General features: G+C 58.8%; 12 protein-coding genes. 3 read left to right on the top strand and 9 right to left on the bottom strand.

Annotated features, from left to right (window positions below):
• Positions 1–9 precede the first annotated feature (9 nt).
• The gene (locus J3P93_RS12990; RefSeq protein WP_434597985.1) at positions 10–921 is read right to left on the bottom strand and encodes a halovibrin HvnA; all 912 of its coding nucleotides are present in this window, start codon (positions 919–921) and stop codon (positions 10–12) included.
• Positions 922–984: 63 nt separating this feature from the next.
• Positions 985–1,920 (bottom strand): halovibrin HvnC, encoded by a 936-nt coding sequence (locus J3P93_RS12995; protein ID WP_434597987.1) that lies wholly within the window; start codon positions 1,918–1,920, stop codon positions 985–987.
• 235 nt (positions 1,921–2,155) lie between these two features.
• Here J3P93_RS12995 and J3P93_RS13000 point away from each other — a divergent pair, with 235 nt between their 5' ends.
• Entirely contained in the window at positions 2,156–2,647 is a 492-nt protein-coding gene (locus J3P93_RS13000) for a hypothetical protein (protein WP_434597989.1), read from the top strand.
• A gap of 297 nt (positions 2,648–2,944) precedes the next feature.
• On the opposite strand, the gene J3P93_RS13005 is transcribed toward J3P93_RS13000, so the two are convergent.
• Entirely contained in the window at positions 2,945–3,163 is a 219-nt protein-coding gene (locus J3P93_RS13005; protein ID WP_434597991.1) for a cbb3-type cytochrome c oxidase subunit 3, read from the bottom strand.
• A 10-nt stretch (positions 3,164–3,173) separates the two neighbouring features.
• A complete protein-coding gene (ccoN, locus tag J3P93_RS13010; protein ID WP_434597993.1) occupies positions 3,174–4,601 on the bottom strand; it encodes a cytochrome-c oxidase, cbb3-type subunit I in 1,428 nt (475 codons plus the stop codon).
• Between the two features lie 428 nt (positions 4,602–5,029).
• On the opposite strand from ccoN, the gene J3P93_RS13015 reads away from it, so the two are divergent.
• A complete protein-coding gene (locus J3P93_RS13015) occupies positions 5,030–6,001 on the top strand; it encodes a hypothetical protein (RefSeq protein ID WP_434597995.1) in 972 nt (323 codons plus the stop codon).
• Between the two features lie 215 nt (positions 6,002–6,216).
• Here J3P93_RS13015 and J3P93_RS13020 read toward each other — a convergent pair whose 3' ends face one another.
• Entirely contained in the window at positions 6,217–8,577 is a 2,361-nt protein-coding gene (locus J3P93_RS13020; RefSeq protein WP_434597997.1) for a tetratricopeptide repeat protein, read from the bottom strand.
• A 213-nt stretch (positions 8,578–8,790) separates the two neighbouring features.
• Here J3P93_RS13020 and J3P93_RS13025 point away from each other — a divergent pair, with 213 nt between their 5' ends.
• Positions 8,791–9,468: a DUF3313 domain-containing protein gene (locus J3P93_RS13025; RefSeq protein WP_434597999.1), complete on the top strand. Its 678-nt coding sequence runs from the start codon at positions 8,791–8,793 to the stop codon at positions 9,466–9,468.
• A gap of 852 nt (positions 9,469–10,320) precedes the next feature.
• On the opposite strand, the gene J3P93_RS13030 is transcribed toward J3P93_RS13025, so the two are convergent.
• The 4 genes from J3P93_RS13030 to J3P93_RS13045 form a co-directional block, all read right to left on the bottom strand.
• Positions 10,321–10,536 carry a hypothetical protein gene (locus J3P93_RS13030; protein WP_434598001.1) on the bottom strand — a complete coding sequence of 72 codons (216 nt, stop codon included), beginning with the start codon at positions 10,534–10,536 and terminating at the stop codon, positions 10,321–10,323.
• Positions 10,537–10,731: 195 nt separating this feature from the next.
• On the bottom strand, positions 10,732–12,960 hold the full coding sequence (locus J3P93_RS13035; RefSeq protein WP_434598003.1) for a TonB-dependent siderophore receptor: 2,229 nt from the start codon (positions 12,958–12,960) through the stop codon (positions 10,732–10,734).
• A 144-nt stretch (positions 12,961–13,104) separates the two neighbouring features.
• A complete protein-coding gene (locus J3P93_RS13040; protein ID WP_434598005.1) occupies positions 13,105–14,853 on the bottom strand; it encodes a phosphoethanolamine transferase CptA in 1,749 nt (582 codons plus the stop codon).
• Between the two features lie 205 nt (positions 14,854–15,058).
• A complete protein-coding gene (locus tag J3P93_RS13045) occupies positions 15,059–15,241 on the bottom strand; it encodes a DUF6026 family protein (protein ID WP_203418187.1) in 183 nt (60 codons plus the stop codon).
• Between the last annotated feature and the right edge of the window lie 13 nt (positions 15,242–15,254).

Here is a 15,254-nt window from a genome sequence, read left to right on the forward strand (position 1 = left end):
CTACCTGAGTTATTTGACCTGGTCGGCCGCGTTGTAGATGAACTGCGCGTCGGCGGTTGCGCTGGTTGGCAGGACGATCTTTATGATCGGCACCACCTTGCCGCCCGTTGAATCGAAGAAATCCTTCTGATCGAACTGGGCGCCCGCCAAGCCCCCTTGAAGATAAAAGAACGCCTGGATGGGCAACTCTTTCGGAATGTTCTGCGGCCATGTCGCCAGAATCAGTTCGATATAGTCATATTGGCCGGCAAAGAATCCGCCCAAGTTGTGCGCGCGGATGGTCTGGTAGAAAGAATCTGCGCCTTGATTGTTCATTGCATCGCGTACATCGAAGCTGCAGATATTCCATTGGTTGCTCCGGCGATTCGCTATCCAGCCCTCGGCAGTAGTGATACCGATCGTCTGGCAACGTCGACTGCGGTCTGGCGAGTAGGGATGGGCGCCGCAACCGGGGGCGTCTCTGAGCTGTGTAGCGCCGTCGAGGGGATAAGAGCAGAGCACTTCGATTTGACGGGTACCGATCGGCCGTGCCAATACCGGGTAGAGGATGTAGCCATTCTTCTGGCCAAACACGAGGCCGGTAAATTTGGCGTCCTTGCTCAAGTACGAAAAAGATACACCACCGCTTTTTTGCGAGTGCGGGCTTGGATTCCAGGCCTTGTACTCCGTTGACGGAACAGTCGAGCGCAAAACGATGCCGCGACACAGAAAGGCCGGCATGGAGGCTGAACCGCAGTTGGTTCTGACATCGTTGTAACGGGCGGTCAGGTTGGTCGCAACTTCGGCGCCGTTCAGTGCAGCGCTTGATACGCTGCTGACGGAGCCCGCTGCCTGTTCCGGTGGTATTGGTGATACCTGCTCATAACTGCTGCACCCCGCGAAGGACAGCAACAGCATTAGCAATAACGTGCAGGTCTTCATTTCGACTATCTCCGCATTGACAATAAAGAACGTCTATTCCGAACCGTTCGCTTTGACCGGGATTCAAGGCTTGACCAGTTGATCTGACTCGACGTACTGGAACGTGGCCTCGCTGGTGGGGGTCGATGGAGGAAACAAACGGATGACCGGTACCCATATTCTTCGGGTGGTGGAATTGTAGAAATCCTGCTGGTTGCCCTGGGCTTCCGGCAGGCCGGCATTGCTGCCACCAGCGATAAAGAAGAACGCCATGAGCGGTAGGGTGTCTTGCAGATTTTGTGGCCATGTCCTGACCACGACTTCATTCTGTTCAGTGAAATGCGTGGGGTTCTGACTCAACATTCCACGCGCTCTTACCGACTGGTAGAACGGCACTGCGGCCGGCTTGCCGGTCGCCTCTGAAACATCGAAGCCGCATTGCCGAATGTGGTGGCTATTGGGGGAGTTGTCCCAGACGCTTTTCCACTGTTCGGCGGTGGACACTCCTGAACTCTGGCAACGCTGGCTGGTGGTAGGGTACGAGGCGTGATGACCGCAAGGTGTGGTGCGGTTCCAGGTCCAGCCATCGATTGGAAACGAACACAACACATCGAGATCGACCTTGTCTTGCGGGGCGCCGAAAATCGGGTACAGCATGAATCCGTTGCCATGGCCCCAGGCCAGTCGACCGTATTTGGAGTCGGCCCTCAGGTAAGAGAAGGAGACTCCACCATTCTTGACGGACGTCGGACTGGGGTTCCAGACGTGATGAGTCTCGCCTGGCTTTTTATCAGTGACTCGAAAAATTATCCCCGAACACAGGAATGCGGGCTGGGTGGCGGACTCATGGCAGTTCTGAAATTTCGAGTTATAAAGGGTGTTCAACCACTCGACGACTTGCGGTCCCGTCAGGGCGCTATCTGCATTACTGCTGATAACCGACTGGATCTGTGGCGGTGTAGTCGTGTGAGCACAGCCAAGCAGCGTTGCGATTGAAACGGAAAGAAATAAAATTTTCATTGGCTATTCCCTGCGTTCTGTCCGTTTGTCGTCTCTGCTGCACTTCACCTCGTTGATGAATTAAACGCTAACTTTGCAGGCCGGCGCACTGTCAGAACTGACAGGTATTTTTGCTTATTTTAACCGTCTGTCGGTTAAAGGGCTCGATATAGGAGGATGGGGTGATTACTTAAACGTACGTAGGCCGGTCGATCTGCCACTATCCGTACTCATAGGCCAATCGAGGAGCTTGCTCATGAACGACATACAACAACTGGGCGAGATGCTCCGCCATTACGCCGACAGTGAAGCGCACAAGAAGCAACTGTTCGAGACGCAATCGGCGGCATGGGCTACGCGCATTACCGCGCTGTTTGGTGATATCCAGCAATGGCTGGAACCGGTGCAGGTGCCGAATCTGCTGGAGGTGAATCGCGAGGCCTACGTCGCGTCCGGGCCGAGCGTGCCGGTGGAGACGTCGACGTTCAAGACCGAGAAATTGAGCATCGTGATTGCCGGGAAGCCGGTGGAGTTTGTGCCGGATGTGATGGGCAGTGGTGGGCAGATTTCACTGGCGGTGATGGGGCTGACGGCGGCGCGGTATGGCAGCATTTCGCTGGTGGGGCTGCCCAATGGCGAGTGGCAGTGGCGCAAGACCAACGGGTTGAAGGATCCGGATACGTTTGTGTTTGATGCGAATTTTCTTGCGCAGCAGTTGCAGGGTTTGATCCCGCGCGAGCGCGGTTAAGATCAAGAGCTTACCCCCTCACCCCAACCCTCTCCCCCAGGGGGGCGAGGGGGAAAGGGAGCCGATCTTCATGGCTTGCGAGATCTTGATCGTTCCCACGCTCCGCGTGGGAATGCCTCAAGGGACGCTGTGCGTTCCATGGGACGCAGAGCGTCCCGGGCTGCATTCCCACGCAGAGCGTGGGAACGATCAATTCACCTTGAATATTTCAGGTCGGCGTAATTCGAACAAACAACTCGGTCAGTTCCCTCTCCCTCTGGGAGAGGGCTAGGGTGAGGGCAGCCGGGCTGACACACCTCACATATCGAGGTTGATCCACCCCGGCTTGACTTCTTCAGGCGCCACCGCATTCACTGATTTCCCGGTCGCCAATTCCACCCGCCGCGCCACCTCCGGATCATCGGCAAACGGCACCATGCTCGCCTCATCCAGACTGTCCGCCGTCTCCCGGCGCAAGCAGTACTCCACCGCCAGCCACAGAAACACCACGACCAACCCATCGAAGAACATTTCCATCACTGGCACCTCAGGCGATCTGCGCTTCACGCTGCGCAAGGGCGACATCCGCAACCCGTACCGTGCGCCAGACGTTGTAGGCCATCAGCAACATCCCGGTCAGGAAAAACACCCCGCCAGCGAAGCGCACGACGAAGCCCGGATGACTGGCTTGCAGCGCTTCGACGAACGAGTAAGTCAGTGTGCCGTCCTCGTTGATCGCTCGCCACATCAGGCCTTGAGTGATGCCGTTGACCCACATCGAGGCGATGTACAGCACGGTGCCGATGGTCGCGAGCCAGAAGTGCAGGTTGATCAGCGCGGTGCTGTGCATCTGCGCGCGCCCGAAGACTTTCGGCACCATGTGGTAAGTCGCGCCGAAGGTGATCATCGCCACCCAGCCGAGCGCGCCGGCGTGAACATGGCCGATGGTCCAGTCGGTGTAGTGGGAGAGGGCGTTGACGGTTTTGATCGCCATCATCGGTCCTTCGAACGTCGACATGCCGTAGAACGCCAGCGACAGCACCAGAAAGCGCAGGATCGGGTCGGTGCGCAATTTATGCCAGGCGCCGGACAGGGTCATCATGCCGTTGATCATCCCGCCCCAGCTTGGCGCCAGCAGGATCAGCGACATGGCCATGCCCAGCGACTGCGCCCAGTCGGGCAGGGCGGTGTAGTGCAAATGATGCGGGCCTGCCCAAATGTACAGGGTGATCAGCGCCCAAAAATGCACGATCGACAAACGATACGAATACACCGGCCGGTTGACCTGTTTCGGCACGAAGTAATACATCATGCCGAGGAATCCGGTGGTGAGGAAAAAGCCCACGGCGTTGTGCCCGTACCACCATTGCACCATGGCGTCGGTGGCGCCGGAATAGAGCGGATAGGACTTGAACCAGTCCACTGGAATCGACAGGTGATTGACCACATGCAGCATGGCGATCACCAGAATGAACGCACCGAAAAACCAGTTGCCGACGTAGATATGTCTGGTCTTGCGTTGCACCACGGTGGTGAAAAACACCACGGCGTAAGCTACCCAGACGACGGCCATCCACACCGCGCCGGAGAATTCGATCTCGGCGTATTCCTTGGTGGTGGTGTAGCCCAGCGGCAAGGTGACCAGCATGATTACGATCACCGATTGCCAGCCCCAGAAAGTGAACGCGGCGAGGGTGTCCGAGTACAGACGCACCTGGCAGGTGCGCTGCACCGCGTAGTAACTGGCAGCGAATTGCGCGCTGCCGGCGAAACCGAAAATCACCAGGCTGGTGTGCAGCGGGCGCAAGCGACCGAAGGTGGTCCACGGCAGGTTCAGGTTCATTTCCGGCCAGACCAGCTGCGAGGCGATCCACACGCCCATCGCCATGCCCACCACACCCCAGAAAATCGTTGCGATGACGAATTGGCGCACGACCTTGTAGTTATAGGCCTGCCCGATTGTTGCTGTGCTCATGGTCAGTTCATCCACGGTTGCAAATCGCGCCAGGCCTCCTGGTCTGGCATGGGCTGCACTGTAGGAATTGCGATAGGAACAAAACAGACTCAGCAATGGCTGGTTTGTGCGGATCAGATTCTGGGCAAGGCTTTGGCGGTTTGATGCGGACTGATCTGGTTTTCGTGTAGTTTCTGTTCCTTGCCACGGTCCAATTGTAGGAGCGAGCCTGCTCGCGAAAGCGCTGTACCAGTCAACCCATCTGAACCTGACACACCGCTATCGCGAGCAGGCTCACTCCTACAAGTCGAAACGCTAAGACCGGGGAAACCCTTAGTATCCTTAACGATTGGGCATTTTCCCTTGGGTCACTGATGGCCTTTTGGTAGAGTCGCGCTCGCCAGCGGGTTTTCGGCTGGACGATGGAACCGAAGAAGGGAGTCTGATCAGTGAGTCCGGGCAAAAAAATCCTCGGTCTGACGGCGTTGCTTTTGCTGCTGACGCTGTGGGCCAGTTACGTTTATCTGTTCAATGAAAACCGCAACGGCCAGCTCGGCGGTGTCGGCGAAAGCACCGCGTGGTGCGGTACGCCACCGTCCACCGAAGCGGCGGCGCTGGGCAAGGATCAACTGACCCTGCGCGTCACCAATAATCTGCGCGGCGAGTTCATGCTCAGCGGTGCGCTGGTGGTGTCCGAACGCACCTTCAACCGCTATGACCTGAGCCGCAACGAACTGCGTCTGCGCCTCGAACCGTTGCAGTGGACCTACGGCGCCACGCCGATCTTCCTCGAACAGGTCAAGGTGCAGCCGCTGAGCCGCAACCTCTCGGCCAGCAACAAAAGCGCCTACGCCGCGCTCGAACCGCGCCCGATCGGTGTGCAGGGTCAGGCCACTGCATTTCCTTTCGACACTTATCGCTACGGCTACAAACCGGTGCTGTATTACCTCAAGGGCAGCGAGCGCATCGACCTGCGGTTCAAGAACATCACCACGCTGATGGAGATGTCCAACACCTTCACGCCGATCCAGCAATACAACCGCGTCGATTACATCAACGAGAACACCTCGATGATTCGCGACGAGGATTACAAACCCTACGGACCACACGAATGCGCCTTCAGTGTCGAGCGCAAGGATTCGTTCAAAGTCGTGGTGTTGATGTTGTTACTGGTGCTGTGTCTGCCGCTGATGCTGGTGTTCTATCGCGACCTGCCGGGGATCGATTTCCTCGCGACGCTGGTGGGCGTGGCGCTGGTGCGCGGGATGCTGCTCGGGCCGGTGCAGGACTTCCGCCTGTACAACATCGACTTTCTGTTTGGTGCGGTGATTTTGCTGGTGGGGACGGTATCGCTGATCAAGGCGATGCGGATCAATAGCCGGCGTGAGATTGCGCTGCGTAGTGGTGAGACGTCCTGGTGAGAATGGGTTGAAGATCAAAAGCACCCTCACCCTAGCCCTCTCCCGGAGGGAGAGGGGACTGACCGAGGTGTCTGACGAGGTGTGTCGACCTGAGAATCCAGTCGATTATGGATTCACTGCAGTAGGTCAGGTCAGTGCATCTCTTGAATATCCCCCAATCGGGTCCCCTCTCCCTCGGGAGAGGGCTAGGGTGAGGGGATGCAATCTCCAGCCGATCACTTCAACGCCGGATCCCCCATATTCATCTTCTTCCACCCCTGCAACAGCACCTGCGCCTTCGGCTCCTGCCCGCTGTCGAGGTACCACTGAATCAGCGACAACCGGGCATTGCGATTCGCCGGCTGTACTTTGAGCAACCCCTCCAGCAGCGCACATGCCTCATCGACCTTGCCACTCTCATGCAGCGCCACCGCCAGCACATAGCCGTACTGCGCGTTCTGCGGTTCGAGTTGCGCGGCTTTTTTCAGCGGTGCCATGGCCTCAGCCGATTTGCCGGCGCGGATCAGTGACAAGCCTTGAGTGTGCTGCAGCAACGCCGCGTCCGGGTGTTGCTTGAGGCTGTCGCCGAGCAGTGTCTGCGCTTCGGCAACCCGACCATTCGCCTCCAGCCATTGCACCAGCGTGACCAGCGCCGGATAGAAGTCCGGGTCGCGTTGCAGCGCCGAGCGCAACAAACCTTCGACTTCGCCAGCGCGGCCGCTGGCCTGGTACAGCATCGCCAGATTCAGGTTGGCTTCGGCACGTTCCAGCAGGATTTTTTGCACCACCTCGTATTCGGCAATCGCCGCGTTCCAGTTGGCTTGCGCCGCGCCCAGGCCGTTGTTGCGCGAAACACCGAGCAGGTCCCGCGCCGCGACGATGCGCACGGCTTTCACCGGGTCGCCCAACAATGGCGAGAGCAGCGGCGTACGCTCTGCGGGTGGCAGGAACGCGCTGATCGCCCGAACTGCGCTTTCGCGCACTTGCGGGTCGGCGTGGCGCAGACCCTCGGTCGCCAGTTTCAACGCCTGTTCGCTCGGGTACAGCGGCAGTTCCGCCAGCAACGTCGCGCGCTGGATGGCCGGCAGATTGCTGCGTTGCAACTGCGTATACAACGCGTCCGCTGCACCGGGCTGGCCGTTGCGGATCAGCCACAGACTCTCGTCATAACGCGGCGCTTGCGCTGCGCTGGATGCGCTCCACAGTTTGAACTGCGCTGTGAGCTTTTCGCCGGCCTTGCCCTGGTGACAGGTCAGGCAGGCGTCCGGGGTGCCGAGCTGCTGCGCGCGTTCCGGGTTGGGAATGCTGAAACTGTGGTCATGACGCAAGTCGTTGCCCATGTAGAACTTGCCGGGCATGTGACAATCCACGCACTGCGAACCGGGCTGGCCCATGGTGTGGCGGGTGTGTTCGCTGGAATCGTAGTTCTTTGCTTGCAGGCCTTTGCCGTCGACGCCTTCGACCGAGGTCTTGCCGGCGGGGTTATGGCATTGCAGGCATACCGCGTTGCCCGGCGCCTTGAGTTCGGTGCTGTGCGGGTTGTGACAATTGCTGCAGCGCACGCCCTTGTCGAACATTTTGCTTTGCAGGAACGAGCCGTGTTCGAATACTTCATCCTTGATCTTGCCGTCCAGCTCGTACAGCTCGCGGGTGAGGACGCTGGGCAGGTAATCGTCCATCAAGCGCTTGCCGACCGTAAAACCATCGCCCAGCGGCGCCCGGCGGGCGTGACAGCGTGCGCAGGTTTCGATCTCGACGGTAGCGTTCCTGTCTTTCAGGTCGACGTCAAAGCCGTTATGAATAAGATCGGTTTTCTGCCCGGCCCACTGCACATGATTCGATGCCGGACCGTGGCACGCCTGGCAGCCGACGCCGAGGCTGTTCCACTGACTGTTGAAGGTGTTGCTGGCCGCCTCGAAGTTGCGCTTGAAGCCGGTGGTGTGGCACTCCACGCACATGAAGTTGGCGTTCTGACTGGGCTTGCTCCAGTGCAGCGGATTCTTGAAGTTGACGCCCTGGCCGGGATAGAGATGAAACCAGCGGTGCTTTTCGCTATCCCAGGCCACGCCGAGCGCCTGCAAGCGACCTTCGCCGACCTCGATCAGGTACTGCTGCAATGGCGCGATGCCGAAGGTGTAAGCGACTTTGAAGTCAGCATTCTTGCCGTCGATGCCGGGCGTGTTGACCCAGAATCCGCCGTCGTGGCGCGAGAAGCGTGTGGTTTCGTTCTCGGCCTTGAAGGTGACGTTATTGAAATCGCCGAGCACGGCCTCGGCATTCGCCGCCTGCATCGCCAACTGGTGGTGCGAACCCTGCCAGTCCTTGACCTGCTCGCTGTGGCAGCCCTGGCATTGCTGCTCATCGACCATCGTCGCCGGGGTGCTCGCCACGACCGGCTGTGGCTTGGCGGGCGCGGCAACCGGCGTGCTCACCGGCACGGGTTTCACCGGCGCGGGAGCAGGGCTGAACAGAAACCAGCCGATGCCGGCCACGGCAGCCAGCAGCACACCGATAGTGACGGGAAACAGCAAACTTGAAGTTGAAGAGCGGGGCGAATCAGGGTCGGGTCGTGCGGCTTTGTTTTTATGCTTGGGCATTGCGACTTCCGTAGTCCAGGGTGCGTTTGCCGTCGGGCGCGCGTTCCAGCTCGTTGCAGCTTTGCCGGATGACCGGCGTCTGTCAAATAGGGCGCGTGAGCCGTTGCGCAGCCTTGTGTGATTTTTGTGCTTTGCCAGCGCAATTACCGAGGATTTAGCTATACCTGTAGCTCCCCCAGGCAAAGTTTTTGGCCTTCTGACAGGAGTTACAGCATGAAGCTAGCAGTGATGATGGGCACGCTGTGCATTGCCACCCTCGGTGTGATGGGTTGTTCCAGCAAGACCGTCGCTCCCGATGAATACTCCGGGTTTCTCAAGGACTACAGCCAGCTCAAGGAGGCCAAATCGCCTTCCGGTGCCGAGGTGATGCGCTGGATGGACCCAAAACTGGATATCAACAAATACACCAGCGCCTACATCGAACCGAGCCAGCTCTATCCCAAGCCGCAACCGACCGCAAAAATTCCGCAGCAGACCCTCAATGGCATCACCAGTTATTACGACCAGGCACTCAAGCGTGAGATCGGCAAGTCGTTGCCACTGGCCACCGGGCCCGGGCCGGGGGTGATTGTGGTGCGTCCGGCGATTACCGCGGTGAGCAGCAAGACCGAAGGGTTGCATGCCTATGAGGTGATTCCGATTGCGCTGGTTGCTGCAGCTGTGAGCACGGCCAGTGGTATTCGTGATCAGGAAACGACCTTGGCCACCGAGGCGGTGTTTCTTGATGGCGGCAATAACGGTGTCGTGGCGCAGGTAGTGCGTAAAGGTACCGGGACGCCGTTGGAGAATTCTTCGCAGGTGATGAAGGCTGATGACGTTAAAAAGGTTATCGATGGTTGGGCGGTGGATATGCATCAGACTTATCTGAAGCTCAAGGCTGAGGCCAAGTGATGCGCTGAGGCTTTGGTTTCGTCGTTGGCAGGCGGGCTTCCGTTTTGTGCGCACTGAAGATCAGTGTGGGAGCCAGTTTGCTGGCGATGGCTGCTTTCGGGCGCTGAGTTTGTTGTGTACATATCCGTTGCTGCGGTAACGGCTACTTAGGGTTCCGCTCTTACAGCGGGTCACCTTTTTCAAACGCCAAAAAGGTAACCCAAAAGGCTTGCTCCTACGTACGGCCCTCGCAGGCTCGGGTCCCTTCGCTGCGGGATCGATCCGGGCGCAGCGGCTACGGTTTGCTTCGCTGCACCTACTTCCGCTGTGTACGACTGCGTCGTACGGTCGCTGCGCTCCCACGCCCGGATCAATCCCTTCGCTCAGCCTTCCGATGTCGCTGGTTAGGCAAGATCAAGGGCACTCGAGCTTGCGCTCATTGTTGAGTGGTGAGAAGCGCCGTATGGCAGAGATCTGCGGTGGATTCGCCCCTCACCCCAGCCCTCTCCCCTTGGAGAGGGAGCCGATTTTGTTTGGTTTCGAGACTTCATTCGACTCGGTATCTCAAGTCGGTGTAGTCCTCGCATCCCCCACGGTCAGTCCCCTCTCCCTCCGGGAGAGGGAGAGGCGGGCGGCGTTCCGATGAGGGGCTTTTGATCTGCGGTAAACGCAGTTCCTGCAATTTCCTGATTCTGCTCTCTCTCCTTGGCGAGAGGGCCGTGCGTCGTTCCGATGAGGGGAAAATTCACCCCAACACCAATCCCAAGCCGAACACGCAACCACCCAACATAAAAAAAGGCGCCCCAAAAAGGGCGCCTCAACTGTCATCTCCCGGGCCAGAGCGGAGCCGCGGAAGGTCCATCGGTTGCTCGGTCAGTCTCGGTCGCGGTAGGACTCGGTGACTTGCGCGGTCTGGTCGGCGGGAACGCGAATTTCTTTCGCGTTGGCGTCGCTCTGTTGCGCGCTCTGGCTCTGGTGAACCGGGAAGTTGTCGTAGTAATAGCGCATGCGCTCAGCGCCGCCTTCGGCAAAAACGCTGGCAGAACCCAAGGCAAACAGCCCGGCAAGGATCACGGTAGAGATTTTCATGGTGCCTCCTACTGAACAAGTGGGAGCCGTTTCATCCATGAAGCAAAACTCGAAAGGAGTCTCTACCGTGTGAATTAACGCGGGGTTAACGCCCGCTCAGGGTGAGTTTTGCAGCATGTTGCAGAGCGCTTTCTGCCAGGCGCGATGGCGACTGATCGAAGCGTACCGCGCCAGAGCATGATCAGAGGGAACGGGTCAGAGCTTCCAGTCGAGACTGACGGTCAGCGTGCGCGGATCGCCCCAATAAACGCCGTTGTAGAAACCGACGTTGTCGTAGTACTTCTTGTCGAACAGGTTGTTGACGTTCAGCGAAGCTGACAGGTGCCGGTCAAACTCGTAACGCGACATCAGATTCACCACGGTGTAGGCGCTCTGTTTGATCCGCGCCGTTTCCTGGCCATCCCTGACCGGCCGGGTCGAAGTGCCGTACACATCGCTTTGCCAATTCACCGCACCGCCGACAGTCAGCGCCTGCCAATCGCCGGGTAAACGGTACGCTGTCGACACGCGCAGCAGGTTCATCGGCTCACTGGTGTTGCTGCGCTCACTCTCGCCATTGACTGAATGGGTATAGGTGTAACCGGCCGTCATGTTCCAGCCGCGCAGGACTTCGCCAGAAACCTCCGCTTCAAAACCGTTGACCTTGTTGCCCTTGCCGCCGGATTTGTAGAACTGCTCACGCGTCACCGGGTCGGGCGGCGCGGTGTTGTCGACCTCGGCTACGTTGTCCTGCTTGCTCCAGAACAGCGCCGTGGCGACGTTCAGACGCTCGTCGAGCAAACTGCCCTTGAGGCCCAGTTCGTAATTCTTGCCGACCACCGGGTCGATGTACTGGCGGTTTTTGTCGCGGTTGCCCTGGGGTTTGAAGATGTCGGTGTAACTGACGTAGGCCGTGTATTGCGACGTCAGGTCGTAGAGCAATCCGGCATACGGTGTCCAGATATCGTTCTGTTTCTGGCTGGTGTAGTCGACCTCGGTCAAGTGGCGGTTGGCGTCGTAACTGTTACTGGTGGTGGACGCTTGCCAACTGCCGTAGCGACTGCCCAGCACCGCATGCAAGTCATCAGTGAGGCTCAGGCGTGTGGCGATGTAGCCGGCTTTTTGCCGCGTGTCGTCTTTGGAGCCAGTGAGATCGGTGACCGTATCGCTGAACTTGTCGATGTTGCCCATGTATTTCCAGTCGCGGATGGTCCCGTAATTGTCGGGGCGCGCGCCGGCGATGGTGTAGGGGGAATTCGAACGCCGCTCGGCCTCGCCGTAGCCGAACATCATTTCGTGCTCGCGGCCGAACATGGAGTAGGGGCCTGACACGTTGAAGTCATAGGCCTGCATTTTCTGCGTGCCAAGCATGTGCGAGGTATACGCGTCCATGCCGCTGCGGTCGGCCTTTGGGAAACCCGCGCCGCCGAAGTACACCTTGCCGTCGGTGTCGCTTTGCCGATGGGTGTAAGCCGCTTTCAGATGCCAGCCGCCCGCCAGTTGCTGATCAAGGGTGGCGAAGGCGGTTTTGTCTTGCAGCGGCCAGGAACTCCACGACGTCGCCATGTTGGTCGAGCGACCCAATCCGGCCTTGCTGCCGTCGGCATTCCAGTAGGGCACCGTGCCCCACGACGAGCCCTGCACATGTTTGTTCTGATAGTCGTAACCCACCGCGAGTACGGTTGAATCGCTCAGGTCCGCTTCGAGCACGCCATAACCCACCTCGCGTTGCTGAGCGTATTTGTCCTTGAACGACTGGCTGTCGCGATAGGCCAACACGCTGCGTCCGCGCAAGCGACCGTCGAAAGCCAGCGGGCCGCCGACATCGACGTAACTGTAGTAATTGTCGTAGCTGCCGCCACTGACACCGGCCAGCGCCTGCCATTGCGCGGTCGGGCGCTTGCGGACCATGTTGATCGTCGCCGATGGATCGCCGGCCCCGGTGGTCAGCCCCGTGGCCCCGCGGACCACTTCGATGCGGTCGTAGATGATCGTGTCCGAATCAGACTTCATGCGATCGAAGGTATTGAGCATTCCATCAATCTGGAAGTTATTGATCGCATAGCCGCGCGACGAATAACTGACCCGGTCCGAATCCAGGTGCTGCACCACCACGCCGGTGGTCTGGCGCAGAGCCTCGGACAACGTACCAAGTTTGAAATCATCCATCTGCTGGCGGGTGATCACCGACACCGATTGCGGGGTTTCCTTGATCGACAGGTTCAACCGCGTCGCGGTGCTCATCGCGCCGGTGGTGTAGGACCCGGTGTTCTCGGTGGTGGTGCCCAGGCCTTGAGCGGTAACGCTGGTCGCCGCCAGTTCAAGCGCCGAACCGGCCGACGAAGCTTGCTCTTCAGCCTGGGTTTGCGCCAGCAGATCAGGGCTGATCGCCGCGCCGCAGAGGACGAGCGTAAAGGTCATGGAACGGGTAATGGGCGCGAACATCGCAGCCGACTCCTTGTCTTCGAAGGGAAAAATTCCGTTGGTTCAAAGACGAAGGGTGAGGCGGGGATTTAGGCTTAACGAGAAATATTGTTATTTGCAAATATTACGAGACGAAAAAAAGGGGCCGCTGAGGCCCCTTCGGTTTTATTGCTCTTTCGCTTCGGCGACGGTCGCTTCGGGCTTTTTCGGCTTCATCAGACTGAAATCGATCAGCGCACGTTGCGCGGTCTGGTACGGGTCGCCAATCAACAGCGGCCGTTCCTTGAAGCTGTCGCTGACCAGGCTCTTGCTGCGGTCGAGTTCGTCGAAGCTCAACCCGGCCATGTCGGCCCAGGTGTGGATCAGGTTCGAACTGCTGTAAGGGCGGTCAAGGTCGCCGGCGAAGTTCCAGTCGTGGTTTTCCTTCCACTTCGGCGAGGCCCACGCCATGAACGGGATGGTGTACATCGGCGCGGTCGGTTTGTTTTCGTTACGACCGAGGGTCTTGTGGCCGACCGAGTCGAACACGTCTTCACCGTGGTCGGAGAGGTACAGCAAAAAGCCGTTCGGATCGGATTTGGCGTAATCCTTGATCAGGCTCGAGACGACGAAGTCGTTGTACAGCACCGCATTGTCGTAGCTGTTGTAGGTCGGCACCTGGTCGTCACGCACCCCGGCCGGCACGCCGTCGCGGTCCTTGAACTTGTCGAAGGTCGGCGGATAACGGTACTGATAGCTCATGTGCGTGCCGAGCAAATGTACGACGATCAGCTTGCGCGGTGCGGCGTCGGCCAGGGCCTTGTTGAACGGCTCGATTACGTCGCCGTCGTATTGCGCGGCATTCTGGTTACGGTTGTTGTTGAGGTACACCTGCTCGTCGGCCTGTTCGGAGAAGGTCGTGAGCATGGTGTTGCGTTTGGTCATGGTCTGCTGGTTGGTGATCCAGAAGGTCTTGAAGCCGGCCTGTTTCATCACGCTGACCAGCGATGGCGTCGACAGGTACAGATCCGGGTGCAGTTCGTCAGCGAAGGTCAACACCTGCTGCAGCGCCTCGATGGTGTATGGGCGCGGGGTGACGACGTTGTCGAACACCGCCAGTTGATCCTTGAGCTTGTCCAGTTCCGGTGTGGTGTTGCGTGGATAGCCGTAGAGGCTCATACGCTGGCGGTTGGTCGATTCACCGATCACCAGCACCAGGGTCTTGGGCTGATCGCCCGAGGCATCCGTGAGGTTTTTCAACGGTGGGATCTTGCTGACGTTGTGCAGCATGCCCTGCATGTCGGCGAGGGTTTCCTGATAGCGGTGATAGGCCACCACCATCTGCCACGGCACGGCTGGTTCGATGCGGGTTTCGAATTTTTCGAAGCCTTGTTCAAAGGTACCCATGCGCAAGGTCTGTTTGACCAGCGGGTAACCGATCACTGCAATCAGAATCGCCATCGCTGCGACGAAGGCGCGGCCACGCGGCATGTACACCGGGCGCAGGCGGGTCCACAGGAAATAAGCAAACGCGGTATGTGCAAGGAACGCCGGGACCATCCACCAAGCGAAGTACTGCGTCATGTATTCGCCGGCTTCGGACACGTTCGACTCGAACATGATGAAGATCACGCTTTGCGAGAATTCCTGCTCGTAAATGAAGAAATAGCCAAGGCTGGCCATCGAGCAGGCCCACAGCACCACACCGATGATCGCCGCGAGCAATCTGGTGCGCTTGGGGAACAGCAGCATCGGCGCCAGCCAGATCGCGCTCATGACGAAGGCCTGACGGAACCCGGTGAAGCCCGAGGTACCGGTCAGTTGAATCAGCAGTTGGGTGATACCCGAGAAGTACCAGAAGAATACGAACAGCCAGAGAAGTCCGGCCCAATCAAAACCTGTCGCAGTCGTTTTGCTGCGTTTGAACAATGCCATTCGGCGCTCCAGCTCTGGTTACAACCACCGCCGGAACATCCGTGAAGCCGACGAACGGAGGCCGTACGCGCAGGTACGGCCAGAATGCGGCGCAGTATCACCAAGCCAATGTGAAAAGTTTGTTATTTGACGCGCATTTAGCCCGCTAGAAGGGCTGGGGCATCATGTCGGGAACCGCGGCTGCCGTTCCCGAATCAGGCGGGGATCAGGCGTGGGGGTGACGCTGAACGACCGGCAAGGGTTGCGGCTGCGAGCCCTGGGTCAACAGGCGCAATTGCGCCAGCTCTTGCTTCAACTGGTCGCGCTCGTCCTTCAACTGACGCAATTCATCGCGACGGATCGTGACGTACAGGGTTTGTGGCGGCATTGCTGTGTGTACTGTGCCCATTGCTCACCTCGCA

It is taken from the genome of Pseudomonas sp. R3-57 (genome assembly GCF_051132065.1).
Classification (GTDB): Bacteria; Pseudomonadota; Gammaproteobacteria; order Pseudomonadales; family Pseudomonadaceae; genus Aquipseudomonas.